The 24,620-nt window shown below is 64.1% G+C and carries 19 protein-coding genes and 1 pseudogene; 4 read left to right on the forward strand and 16 right to left on the reverse strand.

The features are described from left to right. Positions 1–67 precede the first annotated feature (67 nt). Positions 68–796, reverse strand: a complete 729-nt coding sequence (locus D8676_RS24305) for a DeoR/GlpR family DNA-binding transcription regulator (protein WP_121583682.1) — start codon at positions 794–796, stop codon at positions 68–70. 166 nt (positions 797–962) lie between these two features. Here D8676_RS24305 and deoC point away from each other — a divergent pair, with 166 nt between their 5' ends. Further along, positions 963–1,961, forward strand: coding sequence for a deoxyribose-phosphate aldolase (gene deoC, locus D8676_RS24310; RefSeq protein ID WP_121583683.1), 999 nt, complete (start codon positions 963–965; stop codon positions 1,959–1,961). 10 nt (positions 1,962–1,971) lie between these two features. Beyond that, on the forward strand, positions 1,972–4,359 hold the full coding sequence (locus D8676_RS24315; protein ID WP_121583684.1) for an aldehyde dehydrogenase family protein: 2,388 nt from the start codon (positions 1,972–1,974) through the stop codon (positions 4,357–4,359). A 55-nt stretch (positions 4,360–4,414) separates the two neighbouring features. Here the strand turns inward: D8676_RS24315 and cydB are convergent, their stop codons facing one another. The 11 genes from cydB to D8676_RS24370 all read right to left on the reverse strand — a co-directional run bounded on the left by cydB (position 4,415) and on the right by D8676_RS24370 (position 16,189). Then, positions 4,415–5,428 (reverse strand): cytochrome d ubiquinol oxidase subunit II, encoded by a 1,014-nt coding sequence (gene cydB, locus D8676_RS24320; protein ID WP_348629037.1) that lies wholly within the window; start codon positions 5,426–5,428, stop codon positions 4,415–4,417. Continuing rightward, the gene (locus D8676_RS24325) at positions 5,425–6,822 is read right to left on the reverse strand and encodes a cytochrome ubiquinol oxidase subunit I (RefSeq protein WP_121583686.1); all 1,398 of its coding nucleotides are present in this window, start codon (positions 6,820–6,822) and stop codon (positions 5,425–5,427) included. Before D8676_RS24325 ends, cydB begins: the two co-directional genes overlap by 4 nt. Positions 6,823–6,973: 151 nt before the next feature. Then, entirely contained in the window at positions 6,974–8,257 is a 1,284-nt protein-coding gene (locus D8676_RS24330; protein WP_245427130.1) for a sorbosone dehydrogenase family protein, read from the reverse strand. Between the two features lie 157 nt (positions 8,258–8,414). Continuing rightward, on the reverse strand, positions 8,415–8,744 hold the full coding sequence (locus D8676_RS24335; RefSeq protein ID WP_121583687.1) for an L-rhamnose mutarotase: 330 nt from the start codon (positions 8,742–8,744) through the stop codon (positions 8,415–8,417). A 58-nt stretch (positions 8,745–8,802) separates the two neighbouring features. Further along, entirely contained in the window at positions 8,803–9,477 is a 675-nt protein-coding gene (locus D8676_RS24340) for a GntR family transcriptional regulator (RefSeq protein ID WP_121583688.1), read from the reverse strand. A 100-nt stretch (positions 9,478–9,577) separates the two neighbouring features. After that, positions 9,578–10,585 carry a sugar-binding protein gene (locus D8676_RS24345; protein ID WP_121583689.1) on the reverse strand — a complete coding sequence of 336 codons (1,008 nt, stop codon included), beginning with the start codon at positions 10,583–10,585 and terminating at the stop codon, positions 9,578–9,580. A 148-nt stretch (positions 10,586–10,733) separates the two neighbouring features. Continuing rightward, entirely contained in the window at positions 10,734–11,852 is a 1,119-nt protein-coding gene (locus D8676_RS24350) for an ABC transporter permease (RefSeq protein ID WP_121583690.1), read from the reverse strand. After that, a complete protein-coding gene (locus D8676_RS24355) occupies positions 11,842–12,582 on the reverse strand; it encodes an ATP-binding cassette domain-containing protein (protein ID WP_121583691.1) in 741 nt (246 codons plus the stop codon). The genes D8676_RS24350 and D8676_RS24355 overlap by 11 nt, the downstream gene beginning before the upstream one ends. An 87-nt stretch (positions 12,583–12,669) precedes the next feature. Beyond that, complete coding sequence (locus D8676_RS24360) at positions 12,670–13,848, reverse strand: Gfo/Idh/MocA family oxidoreductase (protein ID WP_245427126.1); 1,179 nt, start codon at positions 13,846–13,848, stop codon at positions 12,670–12,672. A gap of 208 nt (positions 13,849–14,056) precedes the next feature. Further along, the gene (locus D8676_RS24365; protein ID WP_121583692.1) at positions 14,057–14,857 is read right to left on the reverse strand and encodes a GGDEF domain-containing protein; all 801 of its coding nucleotides are present in this window, start codon (positions 14,855–14,857) and stop codon (positions 14,057–14,059) included. Positions 14,858–14,989: 132 nt separating this feature from the next. After that, the gene (locus D8676_RS24370) at positions 14,990–16,189 is read right to left on the reverse strand and encodes a penicillin-binding protein activator (RefSeq protein WP_121583693.1); all 1,200 of its coding nucleotides are present in this window, start codon (positions 16,187–16,189) and stop codon (positions 14,990–14,992) included. A gap of 404 nt (positions 16,190–16,593) precedes the next feature. Here D8676_RS24370 and D8676_RS24375 point away from each other — a divergent pair, with 404 nt between their 5' ends. After that, positions 16,594–17,469: a transglutaminase-like cysteine peptidase gene (locus tag D8676_RS24375; protein ID WP_121583694.1), complete on the forward strand. Its 876-nt coding sequence runs from the start codon at positions 16,594–16,596 to the stop codon at positions 17,467–17,469. 1 nt (position 17,470) lies between these two features. Here the strand turns inward: D8676_RS24375 and D8676_RS24380 are convergent, their stop codons facing one another. The 4 genes from D8676_RS24380 to D8676_RS24395 are packed head-to-tail and all read right to left on the reverse strand — an operon-like array spanning position 17,471 to position 23,004. Further along, entirely contained in the window at positions 17,471–18,109 is a 639-nt protein-coding gene (locus D8676_RS24380; RefSeq protein WP_121583695.1) for a ribbon-helix-helix domain-containing protein, read from the reverse strand. Continuing rightward, positions 18,099–19,388: an HlyD family type I secretion periplasmic adaptor subunit gene (locus D8676_RS24385; protein ID WP_121583696.1), complete on the reverse strand. Its 1,290-nt coding sequence runs from the start codon at positions 19,386–19,388 to the stop codon at positions 18,099–18,101. The genes D8676_RS24380 and D8676_RS24385 overlap by 11 nt, the downstream gene beginning before the upstream one ends. 42 nt (positions 19,389–19,430) lie before the next feature. Then, positions 19,431–21,566, reverse strand: coding sequence for a type I secretion system permease/ATPase (locus D8676_RS24390; RefSeq protein WP_121583697.1), 2,136 nt, complete (start codon positions 21,564–21,566; stop codon positions 19,431–19,433). 37 nt (positions 21,567–21,603) lie between these two features. Continuing rightward, positions 21,604–23,004 (reverse strand): TolC family outer membrane protein, encoded by a 1,401-nt coding sequence (locus D8676_RS24395; RefSeq protein ID WP_245427128.1) that lies wholly within the window; start codon positions 23,002–23,004, stop codon positions 21,604–21,606. A 465-nt stretch (positions 23,005–23,469) separates the two neighbouring features. On the opposite strand from D8676_RS24395, the pseudogene D8676_RS24400 reads away from it, so the two are divergent. Beyond that, positions 23,470–24,620, forward strand: a pseudogene (locus D8676_RS24400) (hypothetical protein); the annotation flags it as partial.

A 24,620-nucleotide genomic window follows, 5' to 3' on the forward strand; every position in this document is an offset into this window, starting at 1 on the left:
CAAACGATATATAGGATTGGATATAACCGTGAAAGTGCGTCGACCGGAGATCGAGTAGTCGGGCCCCTTAACCGAGCTGACCTTGATCCAGATTGGAAACGATCGAGGTGAAAGCGTCGGCCTCGGCGAAATGCGCCGCGCGCACCTTGCCGAACTTGCTGGCGTCGACGACCAGATAGGAGTCCACCGCGCGGGCGAGAGCCGCCTGCTTCACCGGCACCTCGTGGAAATGCGAGCAGGTGACGCCGCGCTCGTCATGGACGCCGCCTGCTGAGATGAAGGCCTTGTTGATGCTGATGCGCTGCAATTGCTCCAGCGCGGCGTCGCCGGAAAACGAGGCGGCCTCCGGATGAAAAATGCCGCCGAGCAGGATCAGTCGCGTGTTCCTGCGCCGGCTCAGTATCTCGGCGACGTTCAGCGAGTAGCAGACCGCGGTCAGGCGAAGGTCCTGAGGGATCGCGGCGGCCAGGTGCGGCGTGGTCGTGCCGCAGTCGATGAAGATCGTGTCGTCCTCCTCGATCAGCTTCACCGCCTTGGTGCAGGCGGCGATCTTGGCGGCCGCATGGTGGTCGCTCTCCTCCTCCATCACGTAGTCGCCGGGCGCGTCCTGCTGCGCGCCGATCACGTGGCCGCCCAGGCAGGCAAAGCGCCCGCCGGATTCAGTCACGTCGCGGCGGATCGTCATTTCCGAGACGCCGAGATCGGCGGCGATCGCGCTGAGTTTCAGATGGCTTTGGCCAGCGAGCATGGCCGCAATCCGCTCGAGCCGGTCGTCCCTCAGTCCCGTCCTGCTCAAAGGACCTCTCCGGTGCTATGATCCGCCTAGGCGAAAAGGCGCTCTGCGCTAAATGCGGCCTTGACACATGCAACGTCAATATGAAACGATCGGAACATATTGTTATTATCGTAACATTATGAACTGTGGCCGTTAGCGTCAAGGTCCAGCGGAGGACTCAAAAACCATGCATACGACAGCGGCAGTGGCCCTGGCCCAGCCGGATGTGCTGCGGAACTCCCAGCGCAATGCGGGAACTGCGTTGCGCCCAGAGGCTTTCGAATCGATCCAGGTCAATCTGAGCGCCGTCGAGCGGCGCGCGGCGACGCTGCCGACGCGGCGCACCGTCAAGAAGGAATATCAGGCCGCCTGGCTGGTGAAGGCGCTGACCTGCATCGACCTGACCACGCTCGCCGGCGACGACACGCCCGGCCGCGTGCAGCGTCTGTGCGCCAAGGCCATGCGGCCGCTGAGCGATACGCTGCTCAAGGGGCTGGGCCTCGAGGACGAGCCACCCACGGTCGGAGCCGTCTGCGTCTATCCGACCATGGTGCCCGCTGCGGTGAAAGCGCTGAAAGGTTCGGGCGTTCCGGTGGCCTCGGTGGCCACGGGCTTCCCGACTGGCCTGACGCCGCTGCCGCAGCGGCTCGAGGAAATTCGCTATGCGGTGGGCGAGGGCGCGGAGGAGATCGACATCGTCATCAACCGCGCGCTCGTCTTCGACCAGGAATGGCAGGCGCTCTATGACGAGATCGCGGCCATGCGCGAGGCCTGCGGCGAGGCGCATCTGAAGGCCATCCTCGCCACCGGCGACCTGAAGACGCTCCGCAATGTCTACAAGGCGTCGATGGTGTCGATGCAGGCGGGCGCCGATTTCATCAAGACCTCGACCGGCAAGGAAGACGTCAACGCGACGCTGCCCGTCAGCCTGATCATGATCCGCGCGCTGCGCGATTACGTCGAGGAAACCGGCTACCGCGTCGGCTTCAAGCCGGCCGGCGGGCTGAAGACCGCCAAGGATGCCATGAACTGGCTGATCCTCATGAAGGAGGAACTCGGCCGGCCGTGGCTGGAGCCCGACCTCTTCCGCATCGGCGCAAGCTCGATGCTCGCCGACATCGAGCGCCAGCTCGAGCATTTCGTCACCGGCCGCTATTCGGCCGCCTACCGTCACCCGATGGCTTGAGGGGCGCGTCATGGTCCACGTCAAGGATGTTTTAAAGAGCATGGATTACGGCCCGGCCCCGGAGGGCAACGAGCATGTCGTTGCCTGGCTCGAAACTCACAAGGCAGGCTTCGGCCATTTCATCGACGGCAAGTTCACCGATCCTGCCGCCGGCAAGAGTTTCCGGGTTACCAACCCGGCCGACGGGAAGCTTCTGGCGCGCGCTGCTCATGGAACGGCGGAGGACGTCGATCGTGCTGTGGCCGCCGCTACCCGCGCCTTCAAGAGCTGGTCGAAGCTGTCCGGTCATGAAAGGGCGAAATATCTCTACGCGATCGCCCGCAACATACAGAAGCGCGACCGTTTCCTTGCCGTGCTCGAGACGATGGACAACGGCAAGCCGATCCGCGAGACGCGCGATATCGACATCCCGCTCGTCAGCAGGCATTTCTACCACCATGCCGGCTGGGCCGAGCTGCTGGAGAGCGAGTTCCCCGGCTACCAGCCTGTCGGCGTCTGCGGGCAGATCATCCCGTGGAACTTCCCGCTGCTGATGCTCGCCTGGAAGATCGCGCCGGCGCTTGCTGCCGGCAATACGGTGGTGCTGAAGCCTGCCGAGCAGACACCGCTGACGGCGCTTGCCTTCGCCGAGATCTGTCGCGAAGTTGGCCTGCCGGCTGGCGTCGTCAACATCGTCACCGGCGAGGGGGACACGGGCGCAGCACTGGTCGCGCATGAGGGCGTGCAGAAGATCGCCTTCACCGGCTCGACCGATGTCGGCCGCATCATCCGCACCGCGACGGCCGGCTCGGGCAAGAAGCTTTCGCTGGAACTCGGCGGCAAGTCGCCCTTCATCGTCTTCGACGACGCCGATCTCGACAGCGCCGTCGAGGGTCTGGTAGACGCGATCTGGTTCAATCAGGGCGAGGTCTGCTGCGCCGGCTCGCGCCTGCTCGTCCAGGAAGGCATCGCCGAAAAGCTCTACGCCAAGGTGAGGGCGCGCATGGAAATGCTGCGCGTCGGCTCGCCGCTCGACAAGTCGACCGACATCGGCGCGGTCGTCTCGACCGAGCAACTCGAGCGCATCACCTCGCTGGTCGCCAAGGGCAAGGAGGAAGGCGCTGAGGTCTTCCAGCCGTCGTCGATCCAGATCCCCGGCACGGGCACCTTCTTCGCGCCGACGCTGATGACCGGCGTCGAGCCCGCCTCGACCGTCGCGGTGGTCGAGATATTCGGCCCGGTGCTGGTCGCCATGACCTTCCGTACGCCGGACGAAGCGGTTGCGCTCGCCAACAATACGCGTTTTGGCCTCGCCGCCTCGATCTGGTCGGAAAACATCAACCGCAGCCTTGATGTGGCCTCGCGGCTGAAGGCCGGCGTCATCTGGATCAACGCCACCAACCTGTTCGACGCCGCCGCCGGCTTCGGCGGCTACCGCGAGAGCGGTTACGGGCGCGAGGGCGGCCGCGAAGGTCTCTATGAGTACCTCGCGATCGATAGCGCGAAGGCGAAGGGCAAGGAGGCTGCCAAGGTCGCAATGACCGCCGCGCCATCGCCGACCGCGCAGATCGCCGCCATCGACGAAGTCGACCGCACCGCAAAACTCTATATCGGAGGCAAGCAGGCGCGGCCGGATTCCGGCTATAGCTATGCGGTCGTCAATCCGGCCGGGAAGCAGGTCGGTCTTGCCGGGCTCGGCAACCGCAAGGACGTCCGCAACGCGGTCGAGGCGGCGGCAAAGGCCGAGAGCTGGGGCGCGGCGACGGCGCACAACCGCGCGCAGATCCTCTATTACATCGCCGAGAACCTTTCGGCCCGCGCGGAAGAGTTCGAGGCGCGGCTGCGCACCATGACCGGCGCTTCGAAGCGTGATGCGGCGGAAGAGGTGGCGACGGCGATCCGGCGCACCTTCTTCTATGCCGGCTTTGCCGACAAGCATGACGGCGCGGTGCATTCGACCAAGTCACGTCACGTGACGCTGGCGATGAACGAGCCGTTCGGCGTGATGGGCGTGCTGTGCCCCGACGAGGCGCCGCTTGCAGGCTTCGTCTCGCTGGTCATGCCGGCGCTCGCCACAGGCAACCGCGTCATCGCCGTGCCGTCTTCGCGCTACCCGCTTGCGGCGACCGACTTCTACCAGATCGTCGACACCAGCGACGTGCCGGCCGGCGTGCTCAGCATCGTCACCGGCAATGCGGCGGAACTGGCGAAGACGCTCGCCGACCATGACGAGATCGCCGCGCTGTGGAATTTCAACGGCGGCGTCGATGCGGCCCTTGTCGACAAGGCGTCATCGGGCAACCTCAAGCCGGTGTGGAACGGCGGCGCGCGCAACTGGCAGTCGCCCGAGGCACAGGGCCGCGAGTTCCTGCGCCGCTCGACCCAGGTGAAGAACATCTGGGTGCCTTACGGCGAATAACCATCCAGGACTGGTGGAAGAAGGCGGCCCTACGTGGGCCGCTTTCTTTTTCCGGCTAATGATAGCCGATGTCGGCGCGCACCTTGCCGCGGAACACCCAGTAGGACCAGCCGCTGTAGACCAGGATGATCGGCAGCAGGAACAGCGTGCCGACTGCCAGGAACGCCTGTGTGCTGTTGGAGGAGGCCGCCTCCCACAGCGTGAATCTGTGCGGCACGATGTAGGGCCACAGGCTGATGGCGATGCCGAGATAGGACAGGGTGAAGAGGACGATCGCTCCGATGAAGGCGCCGGCATGCGATGTTCCGTTCAGGGAACGCCATGTGAGCCAGGCCACAACCAGCGACAGCAGCGGCACCGGCGACAGGAACAGCAGGTTCGGCCAGGAAAACCAGCGTTCCGCGATCTCAGCGCTGACCAGCGGCGTCCACAGGCTGACGGCGCCGATGCCGATCAGCACGCCGATCAGGCTCATCCTGCCGCTGCGGCGCGCGCGTTCCTGCACCGCGCCTTCGGTCTTGAGGATGAGCCAGCCGGACCCGAGCAAGCTGTAGCCGAAGACGAGGGCCACGCCGGTCAGGATCGAGAAGGGTGACAGGAAGTCGAGGGACGAGCCGACAAACTCGCGGCCTTCCGTCTCGAAGCCGTCGATGAAGGCGCCAAGCATCACCCCTTGCGCGAAGGCGGCAAGCGCGGAGCCGTAGCAGAAGCCATGGTCCCAGAAACCCTTGTGCTCGGAATCGCGGAAGCGGAACTCGAAGGCGACGCCACGGAACACCAGCGCCAGCAGCATCAGCAGCACCGGAAAATAGAGCGCCGGGATGATGATGGCGAAAGCGAGCGGGAAGGCCGCGAGCAGCGCCAGGCCGCCGAGCACAAGCCAGGTCTCGTTGCCGTCCCAGATCGGCGCGATCGAGTTCATGACGAGGTTGCGAGACTCAAGATCCGGCTCGAAGCCGTAGAGGATGCCGACGCCGAGGTCGAAACCATCGAGCAGGACGTAGAAGAAGATGCCTGCGGCGAGGATGAGCGTCCAGACGGGGACGAGGCTGAGCACGCTGTCCATCATGCCTCTCCCTTGGCGTGCAGCTCGACCGTGATCGGCTTGCTCGGTCGCCCGGCCTCGATCGGCTCGTCTTCTTCCGCATCGTCGGTTGCCGGTCCCTTCCGGATGATACGCGCCATGATCCAGGCGCCGGCCGGGAAGATGATCAGGTAGACGATGACGTAGAAAATCAGCGATAGCAGCACGTCCCAGCCTGTCAGCGACGGCGAGACGGCGTCGGCGGTGCGCATCTGGCCGTACACGATCCATGGCTGGCGGCCGACCTCCGTCGTCGTCCAGCCGGCGAGCACGGCGATGAAGCCGAGTGGCCCGATCGCGATGCAGGCGCGCAGGAACAGCGGGGTGTCGAACAGTCGGCCGCGCCAGCGCAGCCACCAGCTCACCACGACCATGCCGAGCATCAGCAGGCCGATACCGACCATGACGCGGAAGGCGAAGAAGGGAAGCGCCACCGGCGGCCGCTGGTCGGGCGGGAAGTCCTTGAGACCCTTCACCTCGCCGCCGAGGCTGTGGGTCAGGATCACGCTGCCCAGATAGGGGATCTGTATGGTGAAGTCGTTGCGCTCGGCTTCGTCATTGGGGATTGTGAAGAGGATCAGCGGCACGTTGCCGCCCGTTTCCCAATGCGCTTCGATGGCCGCCAGCTTGGCCGGCTGGTGCTCGAGCGTGTTCAGCCCGTGCTGATCGCCGATGAAGACCTGCAGCGGCACCAGAACGCTGAGCAGCCACAGCGTGATCGATAGCGCGGTGCGGGCCTCGGCAGGCGATTTCTGCCGGATCAGCAGGTAGGCGCTGACGGCCACGACGGCAAAGCCAGTGGTGATGTAGAAGCCGACGACGGTATGGGCGAGGCGGAGCGGGAAGGACGGATTGAAGATGACGGCCAGCCAGTCGGTCGGGAAGAAGCGTCCGTCGATGATCTCGTAGCCGGCCGGCGTCTGCATCCAGCTGTTGGCGGCGAGAATCCAGAAGGAAGAGAGCAGCGTGCCGAACGCGACCATGAGGGCGGCGACGAAATGCGCGCCCGGCGGCACCAGCTTTCGCCCGAACAGCAGCACGCCAAGGAAGGCCGCCTCGAGGAAGAAGGCCGTCAGCCCCTCATAGGCGAAGAGCGGGGCGAGAACGTTGGCGGTGGCGTCCGAATAGCGGCTCCAGTTGGTGCCGAACTGGAATGGCATGATCACGCCGGACACCACGCCCATGCCGAAGGCGACCGAGAAAATCTTGATCCAGAAGGTGGAGATGCGGAGGTAGATCTCGCGGCGGGTGAAGAAATGCAGGCCTTCGAGCACCGCGATGAAGGATGCAAGTCCGACGGTCAGCGCCGGCATCAGTATGTGGAAGGCGATTAGCCAGGCGAATTGCAGCCGGGACAGGAATACCGGGTCCAGTTCCATGGTCTTGGCCACCTCCTGCTAACGCAGTTCAGGCACATCCGGAGATTGCAGCCTGACAGGCAATCGCGAAACACGCAACTCCCCCGAACGGGACATGCGGTCGCGGCTATGTCGTTTCCCGCTGCCTGCGGGCGATCAACCCCGCCCGAGGTCAGTCTGCGGTCTGCCCGGCCGAAGGCATCACCCGCCATATCCGGTTGCCGACATCGTCGGCGACGAGAAGCGCCCCGTCGCGTGCAAAGACGACCCCGACCGGCCGGCCAAGCGCCTTGCCGTCCGAACTGAGGAAGCCGGTGAGGAAATCCTGCGGCGGACCCGACGGCTTGCCGCCGGTGAATGGCACGAAGATCACCTTGTAGCCGCTGCGCGGCTTGCGGTTCCACGAACCGTGCTGGCCGACGAAGGCGCCATTCTTCATCGCGGGGCCGAACAGATCGCCGGTGTTGAAGGCGAGGCCGAGCGAGGCGGTGTGCGACCCGAGCGCATAGTCCGGCATGATCGCCTTCTCGACCAAATCCGGTCGCGGCGGCTGCGGTCTTACATCCACATGCTGGCCGAAATAGCTGTAGGGCCAGCCGTAGAAGCCGCCTTCCTTCACCGATGTCATGTAGTCGGGAACGAGGTCGCTGCCGATCTCGTCGCGTTCGTTGACGGCGACCCACAACTCGCCGCTTTCGGGGTTCCAGGAAAGCCCGTTCGGGTTGCGCAGTCCCCATGCGAAAAGCCGCATCTTTCTGGTCGCAAGGTCGATCTCGTGCACCGCGGCGCGGCCTTCTTCCTCCTCCATGCCGTTTTCGCCGACATTCGAGTTGGAACCTACGGTGACGTAGAGCTTGCTGCCGTCGGGGCTTGCGATGACGTCCTTGGTCCAGTGATGGTTGCGGCCTGCGGGAAGGTCGACGATCTTCTCGGCCGGAGCGGTGATCTCCGCGTCACCCTCCCGGTAGGGGAAGGCGACGATGGCGTCGGCATTGGCGACGTAGAGTTTGCCGTCCAGCAAGGTCATGCCGAACGGCGAGAACAGGTCGGTGAGGAAAACGCTCCTCGTTTCAGCGACCCCGTCTCCGTCCGCATCGCGCAGCAGGGTGATGCGGTTGGCGCTCGTCACCCTGGCGCCGGCCCGGCTCTGGAGCAGGTCCGCGACGAAGCCGCGAATGGAAAGGCCTTGGTCCAGCTTTGGCGGCGCATTGCTCTCGGCGACGAGCACGTCGCCATTGGGCAGCACGTGCAGCCAGCGCGGATGGTCCAGCCCGGCAGCGAATTCGTTGACGGCGAAACCTTGCGCCGCGGTAGGCATCGTACCCTCCGGCCAGGACGCTGCCTTCGCAACGTGCACCGTGGGAATCCATGTCGGATTGGGTTCCACGAGCTTTGGGGCAGGACCGTAGGTCTGCTCGATCGGAATCGTCGCCTCCTCGCGCGAAAAGTAGAAGATGCCGGCGCCGGCTATGACGACGATGATGACGGCGGCGACGAGGAAGAGAAGAATGCCTGACACTGCCTTCACGACATTTTCCGTGGGTTTCGAGACCTAACGCCGTCAGCGCATTCCGGTTGCGGCGATGCGCGGTCAGGCGGCGCACCATACCACGTCAATCATGGTGGAAGACCTCCACCATCCGCGCCCACCACTCTCCTTCGCCACGGGTTTGCAGCGGTTCCTGCATGGGATCGCAGATCGTCCACCATTTCTGCATCGCCGGGTCCTTCGCCATCTCGGCCGCGTCGGCGGCGAAGTCGCTGCCGTGATATTCCCAATAGGCGAAGAGCATGTTCTCCGGTTCGCGAAGAAAAATGGAATAGTTGCGGATGTTGGCTTTCGTGATGGCGGCAAGGACATCCGGCCACACGGCGGCATGGAGTTCCCGATAGGCGGGTATCGTCTCCGGCTTCAGTCCGATGCACAGACCCATTCGCTGCATGGCCGCTCCCTCAAAATGCTAGGCCGCCGACGAACCGGGAGCCGCTTTTATTTCATATTCATGCGATCGAGTCGGCGGCGATCTCGAGCGTGTTCTGCAGCGAGGTCGCTAGGTGTTCGCGCATGTACTGCGCCGCGTGTTCGGCGTCTCCGGCCAGCATCGCCTCGAGGATCAGCCGGTGCTGGCTGATCGTCACCGCCCCCAGGCCGGGTTCCGGTATGGCGAGATGACGGCCGCGATCCATCTGCGCCTTGGAGATGTCGACGGCGCGCCACAGCATGTGCAGCTCGTTCACTTCGGCGATCATGCGATGAAAGGTGTCGTCGAGCCGGATCGCCTCGCCGAAACGCTGACGGTCGATGGCGCGCTCGTGAGCGGCGATGTTGTCGGCGAACGCCTCGGCCGCGGCCGGCGTCAGGCGACCTGCCGCGCGGGCCACGCTTTCCGTTTCCAGCGCGGTGCGGATCACGTAGGCCTCCTCGAGCGCCTTGCGGCTGATCGGTGCGATGAAGGTGCCGCTCTGGGCAAAGACGTCGATCAGACCCTCGTCGCTGAGGCGTTTCAGCGCCTCGCGCACGGGCGTGCGCGAAACGCCGAGCCGCGCCGCCAGCGCCGCTTCGATGACGGCTTCGCCGGGCCGCATCCGGCCGCTGACGATCAGCCCGCGCACGACCTGATAGACCTGCTCGCTCAACGCGACGCCGCGTTTCAGCTGCGTGGTCTGGAGTTCCATTTCATTGCATCCGGTGAAGAAGAAGTCCGATGCGTCTCATAGGGATCGGCTTCGGAAAGTCGAGGCGGAAGATTTCCGCCTCGACCTGGTTTCAGTCCCGCTACTTGGCGATGCAGGTGTCGGCATTGGCGGGCGTGCAGACGTCGAGGCCCGTATAGGTCGGGTCCTGCGGCGCCGGCTTGCCAGCCTTGATGTCGTTCAGCGCCATCATGGACTTGTAGCCCATCTCGTACGGACGCTGTCCGACCTGACCCTGGGAAAGACCTTCCTTCATCTGGTCGATCTGGGTGGGCAGGGTGTCGGCGTAGACGACTGCGAGCTCGTTCTTGGCGATCTTGTCCTTGAAGGGCTCGGTCGCGGCTCGGTTGGCGTCCGGCACGAACTGGGCGAAGCCGCCTGTGGCCGCAAACGCGTCGAGGTTTGGCATCTTGGTCAGCAGATCCTGGAACTGCTGCGCCGCCAGCGGGAAGTCGTCATTGGTGTAGAGCGGGCAGCCTTCGGCTTCCGTCCAGCCGTTCTGGCCCGTCAGCGGGTCACCGGGCGAAGTGGCTGACTGCTTACCGGCGAGGCCGTCGCGGATGCCCTGCATGCGCTCGTTGAGATTGGCTGCCGCCGCGCCGCCGGACTGGATGCAGATCACGCCGCCATTCGGCTTCAGCGTCTGCAATATCTTGGCGATGTTGGTGCCGATCTCATAGTTGTGCGTGCCGATATAGGCGACGCGCAGGTCCTTGTTCTCCGGCAACACGTCGGAATCGAAGGTAATCACGGGGATGCCGGCTTCCTTCGCCGCTTGCAGTGCCGGCAGGATCGCGACCGCGTTGGACGGCGAGACCGCGATGCCGGCGACGCGCTTGGCGACGAGGTCCTGCACGATCTGCACCTGCTCGTCGCCGCCGCCATGCGCGCCCGGGCCGATATACTGGCATTCGAACGCATTGCCAGAATCCTCGACTGCCTTTTTGCAGCCGGCAAGCGCCTGATCGTAGAACGGGTTGTCCATGGCCTTGGGCACAAGCGCGAAGACGGGCTTGTCCTGTGCATGGGCCTGCATGCCGGCCATGGCCGAGAAGGCCAGGGCTGCGGCGCTCAAAAGAACTCTTTTCATGATGTATGCTCCTCCTGAATGTTTCTGTCTAACTGTTGTCTCAGACTTTCATTGCTCGATGGCCCGGTGGGCCGTTCAAGGACTTCTTCTCCCTCACACTCCTCCACTTCGTGTTCGACTTGCCGCGGGTCCTCCACCCACGGGATCCTCAATGCCGCCGCACCGGAAACCAGTGCTGCATCAGCGCGCGCAGCGACGTCCCGCCTGTCTGCATGCCGAGCAGCACGGCCGCTATGATGAACACGCCGACGAAGGCGCCCTGCCAGTTGGAATCGATGCCGGCCATCAGCAGCGCGTTACGGATCACTTCGAGAAAGGCCGCGCCCACAACCGCGCCGAAGGCAGTGCCGTAGCCGCCCATGAGACTCGCGCCGCCGATGACGGTGGCGGCAATGACGCGCAGCTCGTAGCCGGTGCCAAGCGCGTTGAGCGCCGAGCCGTTGTAGCCAAGCAGGAGAATTGCGGCGAGGGACGCCGTGAAAGCGGAGAAGACGTAGGCCTGGAACTTGATCCAGTCGACCGGCACGCCGGTCAGCCGCGCCGCCTGCTCGTTGCCGCCGATCGCGAAGAGGTGCCTCGCCCAGGCGGTGAAATGGAAAACCCAGCCGACCGCCAGCGCCAGCACGACCAGCACCCAGAAATGCGAGGAGAATTCCGGCATCCATGGCGGCGCCCAGCCGGCTGGCTCGCGCAGCGGCCATTTGGCTTGACCTATCGCCTTGACGATGGGGGCATCCGGTCCGAACTGATAGAGCATCTGGTTGCCGGAAAACACCACGGCAAGCGAGCGCGCGATCGACATCATGCCGAGCGTCACCACGAAGGAAGGCATGGCGAGGTAGGCGACGAAGAAGCCGTTCACCACACCGCAGGCGAGTCCGGTGAGCATGCCCATGGAGAAGGCGACGTACCAGGGGTAGTGCCAGGTCAGGAACAGGCCGGCCACGATGGCGACAAGCGCCATGATGGAGCCGACCGAGAGATCGATGCCACCGGTGATCAGCACCACCGTCATGCCGAGCGCCATGATGCCGAAGGGGGCGAAGTTTCGCGAAATATTGCCGAGGTTTTCCGCCGAACCGAAAGTAGGCTCCACCCAGCTCATCACCAGCATGAGGGCGAGCAGCGCGACCGCTACCCAGAAGGACTGGGCTCGGAACAGCTTCTGCAGCGGCGTCTGTTCGCGTACGCCAACCACCTCGTCCAGGGTGGCGTGGTTCGCGGCGACAGGTTCGGACTCGGCCGATGTAGCAAGGCTAGGCTGCACGTATCGCTCCCGTAATCAGTCCGGTGATCTCTTCCGGCGTCGTCGACGCTATGGCCTTGTCCGCCACCTTGGTGCCGCGGCGCATGACGATGACGCGATCGCAAACGGCGAACACATCAGGCATGCGATGGCTGATCAGCATGACTGACACGCCCTGGGCCTTCATGCGCCGGATCAGCTCAAGCACCTCGGCGACCTGGCGGACCGAGATGGCGGCGGTCGGCTCGTCCATCAGCACGAGCTTGGCATTGGATAGACGGGTGCGGGCGATCGCCACCGCCTGGCGCTGTCCGCCCGACATTTTTCGCACGAGATCGCGCGGCCGGGTTTCCGACTTGAGCTCAGCGAATAACGCGGCCGAACGATCGATCATCGCCTGCTTGTCGAGGATGCGGAAAGGCCAGAAGCCCTTCTTGATCTCGCGCCCCAGGAAGACGTTCTGCGCGGCCGTCAGATTGTCGGCAAGCGCCAGGTCCTGGTAGACGACCTCGATGCCCTCGGCGCGCGCCTCGATGGGCTTGAAGAAATGGCAGACCTGGCCATCCACCATGAGTTCACCCTCGTTGGGCGGAAAGTTGCCGGCGATCAGCTTGACCATCGTGGACTTGCCGGCGCCATTGTCGCCCATGAGGCCCACGACTTCGCCCGGCTCGACGCTGAAGCTGACATCGGTCAGGGCCCGGATGGCGCCGAAGCTCTTCGACACCCCACGCACTTCCAGTAGCGGCATTCTCCTCCTCCATTCCAGCCGCGTCCGACAGTCCGCAGCCTGAGCCCGCGCGCGCTCAGACGAGCGCCGGCGGCGACGCGAACTCCCCTAACCGACGCCCTGCAGCCCGGCCGGCGCCAACATCTCCTCGACGGTTTCCCACCGCCGCGACCGGGCGGATCGAAGCACCGCGTCCACAACCGCATCGGCGGCCAGTCCGTCGCGAAAATCCGGAACACGCTTTTCGCCGGTGCGAACGCCAGCCAGGAAATCCGCGACCTGATGCACGAAAGTGTGCTCGTAGCCGATCTGCAGGCCGGGCACCCACCAAGCCTTCATGTATGGGTGGTCGCTGTCGGAGACGTGGATCGTACGCCATCCGCGCAGGGCGCCCTCGTCCTTGTGGCTGAAGAACTGCAGGCGATGCAGGTCGTGCAGGTCCCATGCGATAGAGCCGTGCTCGCCGTTCACTTCCAGGGTGAAGAGCGCCTTGTGGCCGCGCGCGAAGCGGGTCGCCTCGAAGGTCGCAAGCGAGCCGTCGGCGAAGCGCGCGAGAAACAAGCTGGCGTCGTCAATCGTGACGGCCTCGCGTTTTCCGCTCAGGGCGTGCATGCGCTCACGGATGAAGGTTTCCGTCATCCCGGAAACCTCGGCGACCGGCCCGACCAGCCAGAGCGCCGCATCGATGCAATGGGCAAGCAGGTCGCCGGTAACGCCGCTTCCCGCGATGTCGGCGTCGAGCCGCCAGGTTCCCGCGCCGCCTTGCGGCAGGTCGGCGGACATGGTCCAGTCCTGCAGGAACTTGAAGCGGCTGTGGAAGATGCGGCCGAGCCGCCCCTCCTCGATCATCCGCTTCGCCATCGTCAGCGCCGGCACGCGCCGGTAGTTGTACCAGACCATGTTGGCGACGCCGGCGCGCTCCACCGCCTCGACCATGCGGCGCGCCTCGGCAGGCGTGCGTCCGAGCGGTTTTTCGCATGCGACCATCTTGCCGGCTTCGGCGGCCGCCACGGCGATCTCGGCATGCGTGTCGTTGGGACTGGCTATGTCGATCAGGTTTATGTCGTCGCGCTCGATCAGCCTGCGCCAGTCGGTCTCGTGAGACCTGAAGCCCCACTGGGCGGCAAAATCCCGCGCCTTTGTCTCGTCGCGGGAGCAGACAGCAACCAGCTCCGCACCGGTTTCCTCAGGGAAAAAGCGCTGTGCCTGGCGATAGGCGTTGGAATGGGTCCGGCCCATGAAGCCTGTACCCACGAGCCCGACCTTGAGTCCCCCATGCGCCGGCACCCCATCCTCCCATGATTTGCCAGAACGGCAATTTTCACGGTCAGCCGGAGGGAGTCAACGAAAATTGGTATATTAGTGTACGATGTGCAGGATCCGACTTTGGCGAGTTCCCGCAAGCCGGTCGGAGAACCGGCTGGACGATGGCGCCGCCGGTCCGCTTTACGGATCCTGCCACCGCCGTCTGGCGGCGGCATGGAGGGCGGAAGCCTCAGGAAGCGATATGCTGATTGGGATGTTGCTCGGGCAGCTTCGCCTGAATGGCGCCCATGGCGGTTCGATTGCGACCGGCATTCTTGGCGGAGAGGAGTTGTTCTTCGGCTGCCGCGACCAGGTCGTCAAAGATCAATTGGTCTTCGAAAACGATGCCGCCGACGCTGACTGTGAGCGGGCAATGCTTGCCGGCCGGCTCGAAGAGCGTATCGGCGATGACCCCGCGGACACGTTCCGCGACGTCCTCGGCGTTCTCGCGTCGTGCGCCGGGCAGGAAAATGCCGAACTCTTCGCCTCCCAGCCGTCCGACCAGGTCGCCGCGCCGCACCGAGGCGCGGATGACGTCGGAGACGACACGCAGCACCTCGTCGCCCCAGGAACGGCCGAAGCGCGCATTGACTTGGCGGAAATGGTCGACGTCGATGATGAGCAGCGCGCCGCGGTTGGGGCCGGACTTTCCGCTGGCTCCTGCCCGGAAGGCGTCGACAAGCGCGGTGAAGACTGCGCCGTCGAGGCAGTCGGTCAGATGATCCGTCGAGGAGACGCGGTTCAGCTTGAGGCGCAGGCCGGCAAGCTCGCGCTCTCGAAGCGCGGTGAGCGCGACGAGCGGCGCAGCGATCGCCGCCGCGACGACTACGGCGCTGACGATGCCGGTCCAGACGAAAGGCAGGCCGGTCGCCCGAAAGAGCAGATAGTTGAAGATCAGCGCGCCGGCGATGCAGCCGGCCGTGATGAAGATCGCGCGGGCAGCCGGCGCGAGCAGGCTGTGCGTTGCGGGTTTGCTCGTGTTGCCTGACACGCGCCTTCTCCGATTGTTGGACCCCGCAACCCATTACCGGTGCAACATGAATCGAAGTTTTATTCAATCCCGCGCATTTGACGCATCAACGGTAATTTTCAGGCGGAGACCATCAAAATGGCTGCCGCTGGGTCAGAAACCGGAGATCGACTTGTCGATCTGCTTCAGCGAGCCGTTCTTTATCCTGTAGAAGGGCATGGAGCGTTCGCTGGCGCCGTCCGAGCGGAAGCGGAAGAGGCCGGTCGAGCCGCGGAAGCCCGTCCGGTTCTCCAGCACCTTCCGTGTCATGCCCTTTGGGCCGAGCGCGCTGGCAACGCCGGCGGTGAGCGCCACCATGTCGTAGGCGTAGGCGACGTTGACGTCGGCATCGTAGTTGAAGGTTGCTTTGAAGCGGGCGGCGATGGGTCCGATCTCTGCGAGGTCAAGCGCGGCAATATAGGCGCCCTCTAGCAACGGGTCGTTGAGCGGATAGGCGAGCCAGCGGTTGGTGCCGATCAAGGCAGTGTTCTTGCCGAGCAGGCCGTTCGTCCGCAGCGGCGAAATGAGCGCCGATGGATTGGTCGCGCCGCTTGCGACGATGATCGCTTCGGGCTTGTCGACCAACGCTGCCATGTCGGTCACGGCCTTTTCCGCGCCGCCGCCGGCGGTCCGGTAGGGCAGCGTCACCACAAGCTGCGCTCCATAGATGCTGAGGCTGTTCTCCACACGCTTGGAGATCGTATCGGCATCGGCGCCCTGGGCGACGAAAAGCACGAATTTGCGCTTGCCTTTGTCTGCGAGCGCCGCCGCAGCGGCGGCCGCGCTGTCGGCTTCCGAAAGGCGGACCGAATAAATGCCGGGGCTGCCGGCAAAGTTTTCAGCAAGCGTCAGAACCGGCGGGCGTCTTTCGCCCGAAACCCGGACAAGGCGTTTGGCCGCCGCAAGTTCGGTCGGACCGATCACCACCTTGGCTCCCGATCCCATGGCCTCGACTGCCATCGAGCCGGCGAGGGCGGCATCGCCCCGCGTGTCCTCGATCGTCAGTGTGAGGAGATCGTTTCCCATATCGGCCATGGCGAGCTTGGCGCCGTCCAGCATCTTGCGGCCCTCGTCGCCGTCTTGTCCCCGCGCGGAGAGCGGCAGCAGCATGACGACCTTCATGCTGCCCTTGCCAAGTGTCATGGGTTTTTGCGGGACGGTCGGGGCCTGGGCGGCAACAGGCGTACCCTCGGCTGCTCCGGGATCCAGAACCTCCGAAACATCGCCACCCGACTGGCAGGCCGCCAGTCCAATGAACAGCGCCGGAACAAACGCCATCCACACAGGCAGCCGGGTCTTTCGACCGCGCAACATCTGTGCCCCCCGACAACAGCCCGCTTCTGGCCGGCCCGATCCTCTCTATTCCTGCGCCGTGCGGCAAATTTGCGTCAAGACTCAAGCTGCCGCGGCGCGGTTCACTATGCCACCATAGGCAGCCCAGGTTAACGCCGGGTACCAGCGCACCGGCGGCAATCCGCCTCTTTTCGCGAAAAATCGAGGCGCGCATAAATAAACGGTGTCGCGACAATTTTAAACAAAATGTCGTTCCGGAATTTCATCAATATTTCCCAAGTTCCTTTCCGGTAATTTGAGATACGGCAAGTAACGTCTGCCATACAAAAGGCGGGCGTCACATGCAGAAAAGAAAAGAACATTTTGCCAGGGCAGTATCGAAAGCCGTTCTGCTTACTGCCGGCCTTCTCGGTTGGACGGCAACCATGGCGCCCGCGGCGGTTCTGCCGGAGCAGACCAGTCTCCAGGGCAGTCTCACTGCACCGGCTTTCCTCGGAGGACTGCCGGTTGGGGAACCGAGGACGACCAGTGCTGCCTCGGTCGTGGCCTACCATCTCTTCGATGCCGAGGCGCTCGGCCGGTTCTTCCTCGCGGCGCCCGATGGCCCCGGGATCGATCCGATGCAAACGGCTGCCATCATCCCCGGCGTTTTCCGCTCGGTCGCCATTCCCATGCGGAATTTTCCTGTTTCGGCACGCTGGGCGCCCATCTATCGCGCGATAAGCGGATGCGCCGGCAATGCATGCGGCCAGTCCGGCAAGGGTTTCGGTAAAATCGTCGGTGCCGCGCGGCAGGACGGTTTTCTCGCCAAGCTCGACCGCATCAACCGTGGCGTCAACGGGCTGATCGCATACAAGCGCGACAAAGCCATCTACGGCAGCCTGGATCACTGGGCGAAGCCGGCAGAGATCCTGAAGCGGGGTGTCGGCGACTGCGAGGATTTCGCCATCCTCAAGATGGCGGCGCTGGTGGATGCCGGCATACCGGCGCAGAGCATGTCTCTGGTGGTGCTGCAGGACAGCGAGAAGGGTGTGTTCCATGCGGTGCTGTCGGTCGCGACCGGCAGCGGCACCTTCATCCTCGACAATGTGCGCAACAGCGTCGTGAAGGACACCAGCTTGCCGAGCTACGTGCCGCTTTATTCATTCAGCACCGACCGGGCCTGGATTCACGGTTCGAAAACCGGCGGCGCCAAGGTGGCGCAAGGTGGCTTCACATCGATCGCACCCGGCGAAGGCCCCCAGGACGTAGTGCCGGTGCGCCCGAAGCGGGCGGGCTGGATGCCGGCGGTCGGCGGCTAAGCTAGCCGCCGGAAACGAAGGCGAGCAGCACCTCGGCCTCGCTTACCGGCGCCCGCACGACGTTCAACTGGCCGCGATGGCGGCGATCCGCAACTCCAATGACGAAGCCGGTCATCACCGGACGGTCGCTGTCGGCGGCAAGCCGTGCGAAAATATCTGCGACGCTGAGGTCGAGCGCGAGCTTGAGATCAAGCCGCCCTTGATTGCCCTGTTCCATGGGCAGCTGGCGCCGGACGAGCAGTTGGAACGCCGGGTTGAACGCAAGTATCTTCTTCGATGAAGAGAGCGTGAAGGCCGGCGAGGGGCAGGCCAGGAGCAGGGTGTTCACCTTGCGCAGGGATGCGAGCTTCTTCAGCTCAGCGTTCTCCTCCGTCAGCCAGCGCGTGCAGGCGACTCGGATCGCCGAGGTGAGATTGCCGGTCTCCGGCGCCACATGCGATATGTCTTCGACCATCTGGCCGAGGGTCGATTTGCGGCTCTGGGTGAACTGCTTCAAGGTGTTCCAGAAGAAGCGCTCCAGCCTGACGCCGCGCCGGTTGCCGCCGCGCACGACAACACGGAACTCTGGCTCCACATCCTCTGCCGAGAGCGGAAGAGGGGGATTGCCGGCACGAACGGCCGCGACCGCTTCATCTCTCACGCATGGCCTCGTTGCGCGCTTTGTTGATTGGCTTGAGGAGATAGCTCAGGATCGTCTTGCGGCCGGTCATGATCTCGACCGTGCAGATCATCCCCGGGATGATCGAGTAGGACTTGCCGTCCTTGGTCAGCGCCGAGCTGTCCGTCGATACCCGCACCTGGTAGTAGGGTTCGCCCGTATTCTGGTCGACGAGACTGTCGGCGGTGATGTTGGCGACCTCGCCCTCCAGGCCGCCGAAGATCGAGAAGTCGTAGGCGGTGATCTTGATCAAGGCCTTCTGGCCAGGCCGTATGAAGGCGACGTCGCGCGGCGATACGCGCGCCTCGACGAGCAGGGTCTCCGAGGTGGGCACGATGCCGGCGACGACGGTGCCCGGTTGTACGAAGGCGCCCAGCGTGTTGAGTTCCAGCGTGTTGACGATGCCGTCCACCGGCGAGCGGATGTCCGTGCGCGCCACGCGATCGCTGGCGCCGCGTATGGTCTCTTCGACCACCGACAGCTCGGCCAGCGCCTGGGTGAGTTCATCGAGCGCCTCCTGCCGCAGCTGCAGCCCGAGTTCGTCGACCTGGAGCTGGGCTTCCTCGGTCGCCGCGGCGGTGCGTTTGATGGTTTCGGCGGCGAGTGCGAGCTGGCCGTTCAGCTCTGTCTGCTGGCGGTCCACACGAATCTGCTCGGTCTGCGCCATGAGGCCGCGCTTAACCATGGACTTGACCAGCTCGGCCTCCTTGTCGCTGACAACGAGGCTTTCGGTCAGCCGCTTCTCGTTGGCGATCGCCTCGTCGTGCTCCGTCCCGCGCTGCTGCAGCCTCGATTTGAGCACCGAAAGCTTGTTGGTCGAGTTCTCCCTGCGGGCGACCAGCAGCTTCTGTTCGTTGTCGCAGACTTCCGGCGCGGCTTTCTCGATCTCGTCGGGACAGGTGAAAGGCCGATCCAGATTGCCGGCTTGCTCATGCTTCAGCCTGGCGATGCGCGCCTGCAGCGTCCGCGCCCGCGCCTGCTGCTCGCCGAGGCTCGAGGCGCTCACCGTGTTGTCGAGGCGTATCAGAAGATCCTCTTTCTTGACGATCTGGCCGACCTTGACCGCTATCTCCTGTACGACGCCTGCCTCGCTCGCCTGGATGATCTGCGTCTTGGAAGCGGGGATGACCTTGCCGTCGCCACGCGCGATCTCGTCGACCTCGGCGTAGGAAGCCCAGACGAAAAAGGTGACGAACAAAGCGCCGATGATAAACACCGATGCCGATGCGAAAAACGGCGGTCGGTCTTCCCGAGTAAACATTCCCAAGCCCCGTATACTGGCCCCAGCGCCAATATCACCAGTTCAACCGTTGGCTTTTTGCAAAGCCCTTATCACATCTTCTTTCGGCCCGTCGGCTACTATCCTTCCCTGTTCGACAACAATAAGGCGGTTGACTATCTCGAGCATGCTGTAGCGGTGGGTTGCGATGATCAAGGTGGTCGTGTCGTCGAAAGCCTGCTTCAACTGCTTGATCAACTGGCGTTCGGAAGCGAGATCCATCGACCCGGAAGGCTCGTCCATGAAGACGATTTTCGGCCTGGTCAAAAGCAGGCGGGCGATCGCCACCGCCTGCCGCTGGCCGCCGGACAGGTTGGTGCCACGCTCGCCGACATTGAGGTCATAGCCGCGCGGATGGCGGGACACGAAATCGTCGACGCCAGCGGCCTTCGCGGCGTCGATGATTTCTTCGTCGGTCGCGTCCGGCCGCGCCATCAGGAGATTGTCCTTGATCGTGCCGGAGAAAAGATCGCCCGCCTGGGCGACGATGCCGACCGCTGAGCGCACCTCCGAGGGATGGTATTGCCTGACGTCGATACCATCGATCAGAAATTCGCCCGTGGTCGGCAGGAACAGCCGTCCGATCAGGCGGCCGAGCGTCGTCTTGCCGGAGCCGATGCGGCCGATGATGCCGATGCGCTCGCCGGGTTTCACCGAGAAATTCAGCCCGGACAGGATCTCGGTTTCGGTCCCGGGATAGGCGAAGCCGACATTCTTGAACGTCATGGCGCCGGTGCGGATCGGCCGGTTCACGAAGCCTACCGTATCGGGCCTGTCCTCCGGCTGGCTCATGATCGAGTTGAGGATCCTGAGCGACAGCAGCGCCTGGCGCAGGCGCGACAGCGTGATGGCGATCTGGCCGAGCGGCGCCACCGCGCGGCTGGCGAGCATGACGCTCGCGATGATCGCGCCGGTTGTCACCTGCCCCTCCGAGAAGGCATAGGCGCCGCAGACCACCAGGGCCACGGTGACCATCTGCTGCACGAACTGCATGACGTTGGCGGTGGCCGCCGACATGCTCTTGATCTGCTCGGACGTGTTGGCGGCGTTTTTCGAGTGTTCGCGCCATTTGCGAAGCAGGTATCCTTCGGCCTGGAGCGACTTTATCGTTTCGACCGTGGAGATGGATTCGACGAGCAGCGATTGCCGTTGCGAGGCTTCGTTCATCGACGCGGCCACATATTTGCCGATGCGCCGCTGGGCGACGAGCCCGACGACGATGGAGATGACGAAGGCGACCGCCGGAACGATCGCCAGCCAGCCGGCGATCAAATAGATGACCAACAGGAAGATCAGCACGAAGGCGGTGTCGATGAAGGTGCTGATCGTGTTCGAGGTGAAGAATTCGCGCACGAATTCATACTGGGTCACCCGGTTCGCGTATTCGCCGGTCGAGGCGGGGCGCGCCGCCAGCGAGGTGTTCAGCACCTTCTCGAAGAGCAGGTAGGAGATACGCAGATCGGCCTTCCGGCCGGCATAGTCGATTAGGGCCGCGCGGGCGGTCTTCAGCAGGAAATCGAACAGGATCGCCATGCTGACGCCGATCGCCAGCACCCACAGCGTCGATATCGCCTCGTTCGGCAGGATGCGGTCGTACACGTTCATCGTAAAGATCGGCGAGGCGATGGCGATCAGGTTGATGAAGACCGCCGCCAGCGCCACGCGGTAGTAGGAGCGCCAGAAGTCGCCGAGCGTACCTGTCAGCCAGTGCCGGCGCTCGATCTTCTGCGCCAGGCCTATATTCATGTCCTCAGCCGCATTGCGGTAGGAAATGGAGAAGGACACGCCGGCGGTGACCTGCCTCGGCGGCAGGTTCCGTTTGCGGATCGACGTGCGCCCGTCTTCCTGCGGCGCGGTGACGTAGCCGTCGCCGTCGGGAATCTCCCTCAGCAGCGCGATCGGCGGCTTCTTGGCGCGGAAGATGATCGCCGGCAGATCAAACCGAGCGTTCCGGAAATCGCGGCGGTCGAACTCCTCGACCTCGAGGCCGATGCGTTCGGCAAGGTTCCTTATCTCGTCGGCCTCTATCGCTCCGGTCGACAGCGGCACACCGGAAAACAGCACGGTCTCGGCGCTCGGGCGGCCGAGATAAGCGGCGACCGCAGCGAAGCAGGACTTGAAGTCTGCGTTCGCGGGCCGGATCTTCTGATGTTGATTCAAGGCCTGACCGCTTTCGCCCTGCGGCTTGGCGCCGGGGTTATTTCTGTCTTACCGGCGCAAGGATGTCGAAGGGCAGATCGTTTTCCTGGTGCGAAGGCGTGCGCGCATAGGTTTCCGTTTCCGCGGTCGCAGGCACGTTGAACTCGCTCCGGGCATATGCATCGGACTGCTTCGCCGGCGCGACGTTCATCGTCTTCAGAAGCTCGCCGGTGGCGGCGAGCAGCCGGTATTCGGCGAAGAGCGAGGCGAAGCGGGCCGTATCGGAGAGCACCGCCGTGTTGAAGCGCGTATTCTGGGCGTCGAGCACGTCGAGCAGTGAGCGCTGGCCGACCTTGAACTGCTCGCGATAGGAGGTCACCAGCTGGGCGCTGGAATTCGCCTGCTGGGCCAGCGATTTGGCAAGCTCGGCCTGGCGGAAGCGGCGCTCCCACGAGCTGCGGACGGCCTCCTCGATCTCGCGATGGACCTGATGCAGCACCATGCGCTGTTCGCTGGTACGGCGGATCTGCTCCTGCTCGTTGGCCTTGTCGATGCCGCCGCGATAGAGATTCCAGCGCAGCACGAGGCGCATCTGCAGATCGTTGGTGTCGCCGTCGTCTCCGTCGATGTCGTCACCGACGCGGGCGCGGCCTTCGGCCACGATCTCCGGGCCGAATTTGGCGCGCGCGGCGTCGACAAGGGCGGCCGCAGCGTCGATGTCGCTCGACGCCATGTGGACGCGCGGATTGTTGGTGCGGGCAAGCCCGATGGCGTCGTCCAGCGAACGCGGCAACGCCTTGGCGACCGAGCCCGGCTGCTTCGGATTGGTGAGCGGCTTGCCCACGGTCTTGAAGAAGCGGATCTTGGCCTGCTCCAGTTCCTCGGTAGCCTCGATGAGGCGCGACCGGGCGGCATAGACGCGTTCCTCCGCCTGTTGGCGGTCGGCGTCGGTGAGAGCGCCGCCCTCAACGCTTTCACGGATATCGCCGAGGATCGACTGATGGACGCCGAGATTCTGCTTGGCCTGGGCGACGATCTGCGCCTGCAGCATATATTCCAGGTAGTCCTGGACCACCGACAGTCCGATGAATTCTGAGCGCTCGAGGACGCGGAACGACGCCCCGTCGACCCGGGATGCCTGATGGTCGCGTTCGGCGCGGCGCGCGCCGTGGTCGTAGAGCTTCTGGGTGACGACGACGCCTACCTCGCTCGGATAGAGCGCGTCATCCTCGATGTCGAGCGCCCGGCGCGAGTCGTTGTCCAGGCGGCGCACGCCGGTCGATGCTTCCAGATCGACGCTCGGAAGATAGAGCCCCTTGGCCTGGCGCAGTTCGAATTCGATGGCCTCGCGGTTTTCGATGGCCTGGCCGATCTCGGGGTTGGACTCGACGGCGACCGCAATCGCCTCCTTGAGCGTCAGGGCGCTCGCGCCCCCGCACGAAAACATCGTTGTAGCCATCAGGAGACCCAACAATCTCCCGACCGACGACACACGCCGACTGTCCATCAGACCCACCCTATACTAGCCCACGACGCTCTTTCGAACGTCGCACCCTGCCTGTTTCAATAACATCGAGCGACGGTCGCTAGCTACCCCCTCGGGCGGCGGTGTTGCGTATTATGGTTGCTTTCAGAGACTAAACGGCCGTTTTCCCCCATGAATGGACCCAGCTTGTAGCAAAAAAGCCACAGATTCTTGCAAAAAGCTGATCAACTTGGGAAAGAATAGCTGGAAGAACTGAGGCGGCGCGCGGCGCAAGTAATTCCCTACCCCACATGCCGCGGCCTCAAAGATGAGCCGGATTAACCACTCGCACAGACTTTCCGCATGCTTGGCATATTCGGCTATGCAGTGTTCCTTAACGCAGGATTGCTTTTTCCGCGGCGACCGCCCTTTGGTTCTCCCAAATAGGGGTGGGCTATCATGACAACGAATGTCGAGCTGGACGGTGCGGCTGGCGGCTGGGATCTCGATCCCACGCAGGCGGATGAAAAAGGCGATCGGCTATACGGTCCCGAGTTTGCTCAGGCGGCGGCTCCGGAAGTTGCGGCCCAGCCGGCCGAATCCGCGGCGTCCCCATCGCCTTCCGCTCCACCGGCATCCGGTGAGCCCGTTCCGGTCGACGTCGGCACCGGGGCGCCTGTTCAGCAGAACGCCGCCCAAGCCGCTCCTGCGGCCAACGCCCCTGTCGAATATGTGGCGGACGCCAGCAACACCGTCAGGCTTCCCGCCACCGTCAGCATCGAGAACATCCGCGTCGAGGGCGGGAACCTTCTGCTGGAACAGGCCGACGGCACGCTGATCGTCATCAAGGATGCGGCGGCCAACGTTCCGACCTTTATCATCGGCGAAGTCGAGGTCCCCCGCGTGGCGCTTCTCGCCGCGCTGGAAGCCAGCGGCGTGGATGTCGCTTTCGGCGCCGACGGCTCGATCAGCGCATCCCCCGGCGCCAACCCGCCGAACAGCTCCGGCGGTAATTTCGAGCAGCCTCCGGGCGGCATAGGCAATGGCTTCGACCTGACCGATCTGTTGCCGCCCACGGCGTTGCAATTTCCGCAGTATGAAGGTCGCGAACTGTTCTATGGCCTGGCCGCCGATTCTGGTCAGTCGATCACGATCACGATTTCGGACACGCAGGCGACGATCAGCGAGGAAGGCGGCGAGATCGATACCTTCACGATCACGTTGAGCGAAGCGATCGCTGCGGGCAACGTGGTGACGGTCGACGTAGACTTCCTCACCGGCACGACAGCGCAGAACGCAGACTTCGTAACGGCCGCGCAGGCGGCGCTGCAGGCGGTTGCCGACGCGACCCCGGGCGTCAGCTTCAATGGCACCACCTTGACCTTCGACGACAATTTCGTCGGGACAACGCTGAGCTTCGACGTCCAGGCGTTCAATGACGACCTTCTGGACAGCGGCGAGGTGTTGACCATCACGCTCGGCAATGCGACGGCGTCGCACGGGACGGCGACGGCGATCGGTTCGGAGAACGTTACGATCACCGATGTCGACGCGGCGGTGACGTTCGCGGTCGCGGTGAACGATGCCGGTGTGTCGATCAGCGAGGAGAA

Origin of the sequence: Mesorhizobium sp. YM1C-6-2 (genome assembly GCF_003666685.1) — a bacterium.
GTDB lineage: Bacteria > Pseudomonadota > Alphaproteobacteria > Rhizobiales > Rhizobiaceae > Mesorhizobium_K.